Below are 6048 nucleotides of genomic sequence, written 5' to 3'. Positions count from 1 at the left end.
GCCGGTCACGGGCGGTCCGCCCGACGGATCGTCCGCCTCCCGGGCCTCACCGGACGGCGCCCGCCCGGGGGCGGGCGCGCCGGCGGTCCCGGTCCGGTCGTGCGGGCCGGTCAGTTCCAGGGGTTGGCCGGCTGGTCGTTGATGGCCGTCCAGAAGCGGGTGTTGTTGGGGATGTTGCCGTAGGCCCAGAAGGTCCAGCCACCGCTCAGCGACAGGTCGGGCCCGTAGCGGCCGTCGTGGAACTCGGCCTCGCGCCACGCGGCCCCGAAGGAGGCCTGGCAGATGCTGTCGGCGGCGGCCCGGCTGTTCAGGCGGGCGCCCTTGACCGGCTGGCTGAGGGCGACGGTGCCCTGCGCCCAGCCGTTGTGGAAGGCGATGGTGAGGCCGTCCGGGGCGGGGCTGCCGTCGACGTTGAGGCAGAGCACGGGCAGCGAGACGGACGGCGCGGTGTCGCCGCTGTAGGCGTTGCTCGGGCTGCCGCCGGGGCCGCCGACCTGGACGGTGCCCTCCGGGCCGTAGGAGACGGCGGACCAGGTCATCCCGAGGTGGGTGGCCGGCCCGGTGGCGGCGGAGGCCGGGGCCGCGGTGAGCGGGATCAGGGCGGCCGCGGCGACGGCGGTCGCGGTGGCGACGGCCTTCTTCAGACGGTTCATCAACTGCTCCTGAGTTCAGTGTCTCTCACTGTGTGACCGGCTCGTTTCGGCCGGTGCACAAGAAAGTTCTCAACCGAACGCACACAACTGGCATGATCTGATCATCAGTTCGTCACCACACGCGCTCATCCATCACGGCGGCGGCCGTCCCCGGCCTCCGCAGCCCCCGGGAGGGACCGCTTGGAGTTCAGGATCCTCGGCTCGCTGGAGGTGTGGACCGGCGACGGCCGACGCGTCCCCTCCGAAGGCTCCCGCCAGGAACGGCTGCTGGCCGCCCTGCTGCTCAACGCGGACAGCTCCGTCCCGGTCAGCCGGCTGGTGGACGCCGTCTGGGACGAGCAGCCGCCGGCCACCGCCACCCGCCAGGTCCGCAACCTCGCCGGACTGCTGCGGCGCCGCTTCACCGAGGCCGACCCGGACGCACCGCCCGTCCTGCTGACCGACGGCCGCGGCTACCGGATCACCCTCACCGGCCACCGCCTGGACGCCCGTGACTTCACCGACCGGCTCGCCCTCGCCCGCGACGAGGCCGCCGCCGGACGCCCCCCGGCGGCGGTCGACGGGCTCCGCGCGGCGCTCGCCCTGTGGCGCGGACCGGCCCTGGACGGGCTCGCCGTGGACGCGGACGCCCCGGGCGCGGTCGCCCTGGACGAACTGCGACTGACCGCCTGGGAGGAGTGCCTCGACCTGGAGCTCGCCCTCGGCCGGCACCGGACGGCCGTCCCCGAACTGACCGCTCTGGTCGCCGACCACCCGCTGCGGGAGCGCTTCACCGGCCAGCTGATGCGGGCCCTGCACGGCTCCGGGCGCACCCCCGAGGGGCTCGCCGTCTACCGCCGGTTCACGGACCGGCTGGCCGACGAACTCGGGCTGGACCCGGGGCCGGAGCTGCGCACGCTGCACCTGGAACTGCTCGCCACCGAACCGGTCCCGGCCGCCCCGCCCCGAACCGCGGACGCCGCCGCCCCTCCCCCGGCCGTACCGCCCGTGCCGACCCCGCCCCCGGCCGCCGCACACCACCCGCCACCCGCCCAACTCCCGCCCGCCCTGGCCACCTTCGTCGGCCGCGAACCCGAACTGCGCGCCCTGGACGCCCTGCTCGCCACCCCGGAGGCCGGGCGCCCCGGCACGACGGCGGGCACCGGGCCGGCCACCGGGCCGACCACCGGCTTGTGCCTGGTCTCGGGCCCGGCCGGGGTCGGCAAGACCACCCTCGCCGTCGACTGGGCGCACCGCGCCCGGAAGCGGTTCCCGGACGGCCAGCTCTACGCCGACCTGCACGGCTACTCCGTCGACGCGCCGCTCGCCCCGCGCACCGTACTGGCCCGCTTCCTGCGCGCCCTCGGCGTACCCGGCGACCGGATCCCGGCGGCGGCGGACGAGGCGGCCGCGCTCTACCGCTCCCGGCTGGCCGACCGCCGGCTGCTCGTGGTCCTCGACAACGCCCGCGACGCCGAACAGGTCCGCCCGCTGCTGCCGGGCGCCCCGGGCTGCCGCACGGTGGTCACCAGCCGCACCCGGCTCGACGGGCTGACCGTCCGCAACGGCGCCCGGCCACTGGTGCTCGACGTCCTGCCCGCCGACCGGGCGCTGGACCTGCTCGCCCGCATCGTCGGCGAACACCGCACCCGCGCCGAGCCGCGCGCCGCCGCCGAACTGGCCGACGCCTGCGGCCGGCTGCCCCTCGCCCTGGCCGTCACGGCGAGCCGCCTCGCCGCCTCACCGGACCGCAGCCTCGCCGACCACGCCGCCGAACTCCGCGACACGGAACACCGGTTGAGCGCCCTCCAGATCGACGGCGACGACACCTCGGCCGTGCGCGCCGCCTTCGACCTCTCCTACCGCTCACTGCCCGGAGAGGCCCGGAGCCTCCTGCGGCTGCTGGCCCTGCTCCCGGCCGTCGGGATCGGCCCCGACGAGGCCGCCGCCCTGGCCGGCGCCCCGGTCACCGCCGTCCGGCCCGTCCTCGACCGGCTGGCCACCGCCCACCTGCTCACCGTCGAGGAGCGGGACCGCTACCGGCTCAACGACCTCCTGCGCCTGTACGCCGACGAACGCTGCTCCGTCGAGACGACCGCCGCCGAGCGCCGCGACGCCCTGGTGCGCCTCGGCACCTGGCACCTCCACCGCGGCCGCGCCCCCGCCTTCCTCCCCGCCCACCCCGCCGAGGACCACCCCCGCGGCCCGGGCCACCACCATCTGCACGCCTGGGCCGAGGTCGACCGCCTGGCCGCCGAGGCCGCCGCCTCGACCCCACCGCCACCACCCCCCGACGCCCCGCCACCCGCCTGACGCCCCCGCCCCCACCGGGGACCAGGAGCTGCGCGCGGCGCCGCACCAGCGGCCGCTACAGCCACCCGCGCCGGGCGGTCTTCAGGCCCGCCTCGAAGCGGCTCGCCGCGTCCAGCCGCTCCATCACGGCGGCCATCTGCCGCCGGACGGTCCGTACCGAGACGCCGAGCCGCTTGGCCGCCGCGTCGTCCGTGAGCCCGGTGGACAGCAGGCGCAGCAGTTCGCGCTCCCCGGCGGTCAGCGCCGACGCCGCGGCCCCGTCCTGTTCCTCGACGATCGGGGCGGCCGTCTCCCAGGCGTGTTCGAACAGGGCGACCAGGGAGGCGACGATGGCCGGTTCCCTGGTGCACAGGGCGCCGGCCCTGGTGTTCTCCGGGTCGATCGGCACCACGGCCGTGCTCCGGTCGAAGACCAGCATCCTCGGGGGCAGCACCGGCGCGGTGCGCACCCGGCCGCCGAGGCCGACCACCCAGTGGGCGTAGTCGAGGGTCTCCGGGGCGTGGCGGATGCTGTCCTGGTAGATGGTGCGCAGGCTGACGCCGCGCCGCAGGGCGTCCTCGTCGAGCGGCCGGGACGCGGCCAGGCCGGCCGCGGACTGGGCTCCGCCGGGCACCACCGCCAGGACCTCGGTGGTCAGCCGGGCGGTCAGCGACTCCAGCTTGTCCTGGACGGCGTCCAGGCCGAGCAGCCGTTCCCGGCCACCCATCGGGGTGTCCGTCCGGAGCTTCGCGTACTCGCCGAGGGCGCGTGCGACGGCGGCTTTGGAGGCGGCCAACTCCTCCTGTCGGCGCGCGAGTTCCTCTTCCTGGCGGCGCAGCAGGATTTCCAGGCCGCGCTCCGGGCTGACCGGCCGCAGGGTGCCGGGCCGTTCGCGGGAGCTCCGCAGCAGGGTGAGGTCGGCGAGCTGGTCGAGGGCGGCGCGCACCGCGCTCTCGCGCAGGCCCAGCCGGTCGCAGAGTTCCGCCACCCCGCCTTCGGGGTCGGCGACCATTTCCCGGTAGACGGCTTCCGCGGTGGCGTCCAGCCCCAGCAGTTCCAGCACTTCACGACCCCTGATCCCCGTGGACGATTCCGTATGCCCGGTCGGCCCGGAGCAGATCCTTCCCCCGGCCGGAACACCCCCGCAAGGGCATGATCCGGTCAAGCGCCCGTCCCCCACCGCTGTTCGGCGCGGTGTTGCAGCATGCCGCCTGTCCTGATTCCCGCCCCCGAATTCGCTTCCCGCAGCGGGGCTGAACGGAAGGATTCGCTGTGCGCGCATTCCCCGAATTTCCGGACACCCGGAACTGCGGTCTCCCTCAACGCAGTTCCCGCACGGAACAGGACTCCGCCGTGTCCGTCCGCCCGTTCGCCGCCGTCCTCCTGACCCTCGCCGCCCTCCTGACCCTCGCCGCGGCCGGATCCGCCGCACCGGCCCTCGCCGCCGTCCGGCGGACGCCGAGGTCCGGTCCGCGCTGTGGGCGCGCGCCGGCCCGGCCGACGGTCTGGAGCACGTGCGCGCCCTCGCCGTGCCGGACGGCGTCGGGCTGGCGCTCCACGTCCGCGCCCCCGACGAGACGGCGGCCCGGTCGAGGGCGTGGGGCCTGCCGGCCCGGGCCCTGGCGGCCTCCGGCCGGCTCCCCTGCGGGCTCCGCTAGCGGCGCCGGGCGCCGACCACCGGTGACCGGGCGTCTGCACCCCCGGCACCCGGCCTTCACTCCCTGCGCACCGTTTTCACGCCGTGCGCCCCACCGTCGCGCCGCCCCACCGTCGCGCGCGCGTTTTCCGTTCTTCCGGGCGGTTTTCGACCGGTCCGGCCCGTCCCGGAGATTGGCCGGTTCATTACTGGCGCTTTACCCCGGCATGGCCGATCCGGCCGGCAGCCACGGGGTGATCTTCACCTTCGGGATCCGGCGCTCCAGCCACTGGTGGGTGCCGGACCGTCCGATCTACCGGGTGAACCCGCGGTACTGAGCCGCGGCGGGCACCTGAAGGACGTTCCACCGACGAAGGCCGGGTAGCGGCCGGGCCCGGGGTGATCCCCCGGACCCGGCCATTCGCGCGTACCGATGATCATTTTCCGGCGTAGGCTCTCGGCTGATCACAGGGGCAGGAGAGGAAAGCCATGGGCCAGAAGATCATCCGGTTCTCGGACCTGACCGGACAGCACGCGCAGGACGACGGGGAGCTGGTGCGGGTGGTGGTGCTCCGGCACCCCGACCTGACGGGCGGTCCGGTCGAGATCGACGCGCTCGCCGGGGAGTTGGGCGGCGTGCGGGAGCTGGCGCTCGACCTCGTCACGATCGAGCTGCACCACCCGGACCGGGCGGAACCGCAGACGGTCGTGATGGAGGCCGAGACCTTCGACCGGCTGGCCTCGGCCGCCCCGATGGCCGAGGTGCTGCGCGCCGCCAGGCCGGCCGCCCGGCGCGCCGAGTCCGAGGCGGCCGCCGCCGCGCACCGGGAGCGGGTCAACTACGCCAGCCTGGAACACGCCGGCCGTCCGCACAAGGGCCGCACCACCGAGGCGGAGAAGCAGCTCGTCCAGCAGAACCTGGACAAGATCAACGAGCGGCTCGCCGCGGAGGGTGTCCGCACGATCGACCCGGAGAACGTCGAGCACGCGACCCGGTACGGCCTGGACGTCCTGGCCCGGGAGGCCGGTGTGATGTTCGGCTGAGCCGCCCCGGACGGCCCGACGCGCCGCTCGGCGGCGGTGGCTGCCGCCGAGCGGGCGACCGCCGGGCAGGTGAAACCCCGCCGCCACCACTCGTGTCGCCGACCGCGCCCGCGCGGTGACCGCTGGACTGCGCACCATGCGACTTCCATTCCGGACCGGGCGGATCGCCACGGTCCTGGCGCTGGTGGCGGGCTCGCTGCTGAGCAGCAGTGTGCTGGCTCCACCGGCTCAGGCCGCGATCTCCTTCACCAAGAGCGTGGACAAGTCGACCGCCTCCCCGGGGGAGAACGTCACCTTCACCCTGCGCTATACCTGTTCCATCGCCGAGTGCACGGGTGGGGAGATTCTTGACACCCTGCCGTCGAACATGCAGTTCCTCGGCTGGACGCCGGACCCGTCGTCGGTGGACGTGGCCGCTTCCACCGTGCCCGCCGCGGGTGCGAT

Annotated in this window: 6 protein-coding genes; 4 read left to right on the top strand and 2 right to left on the bottom strand. The window is 75.3% G+C overall.

The window, feature by feature from the left end; translation table 11 throughout:
* Positions 1-110 precede the first annotated feature (110 nt).
* Positions 111-653 (bottom strand): hypothetical protein, encoded by a 543-nt coding sequence (locus ACWD4P_RS37700; protein WP_449782753.1) that lies wholly within the window; start codon positions 651-653, stop codon positions 111-113.
* A gap of 180 nt (positions 654-833) precedes the next feature.
* Here ACWD4P_RS37700 and ACWD4P_RS37695 point away from each other — a divergent pair, with 180 nt between their 5' ends.
* Positions 834-2945, top strand: a complete 2112-nt coding sequence (locus ACWD4P_RS37695) for a BTAD domain-containing putative transcriptional regulator (RefSeq protein ID WP_449782752.1) — start codon at positions 834-836, stop codon at positions 2943-2945.
* Positions 2946-3000: 55 nt separating this feature from the next.
* On the opposite strand, the gene ACWD4P_RS37690 is transcribed toward ACWD4P_RS37695, so the two are convergent.
* A complete protein-coding gene (locus ACWD4P_RS37690; protein WP_449782751.1) occupies positions 3001-3987 on the bottom strand; it encodes a helix-turn-helix transcriptional regulator in 987 nt (328 codons plus the stop codon).
* A 451-nt stretch (positions 3988-4438) separates the two neighbouring features.
* Between ACWD4P_RS37690 and ACWD4P_RS37685 the strand changes: the two genes are divergently transcribed.
* From ACWD4P_RS37685 to ACWD4P_RS37675, 3 genes are all read left to right on the top strand, one after another.
* The gene (locus ACWD4P_RS37685; protein ID WP_449782750.1) at positions 4439-4582 is read left to right on the top strand and encodes a hypothetical protein; all 144 of its coding nucleotides are present in this window, start codon (positions 4439-4441) and stop codon (positions 4580-4582) included.
* A gap of 467 nt (positions 4583-5049) precedes the next feature.
* Positions 5050-5604 carry a hypothetical protein gene (locus ACWD4P_RS37680; protein WP_449782749.1) on the top strand — a complete coding sequence of 185 codons (555 nt, stop codon included), beginning with the start codon at positions 5050-5052 and terminating at the stop codon, positions 5602-5604.
* Between the two features lie 136 nt (positions 5605-5740).
* A partial coding sequence (locus tag ACWD4P_RS37675; RefSeq protein ID WP_449782748.1) for a hypothetical protein occupies positions 5741-6048 on the top strand: 308 nt, incomplete at its 3' end.

The sequence above is a fragment of the Kitasatospora sp. NPDC002543 genome (assembly GCF_053594915.1).
The sequence above is the reverse complement of the archived record's forward strand: the minus strand, read 5'-3'. Positions and strand labels throughout refer to the sequence as shown.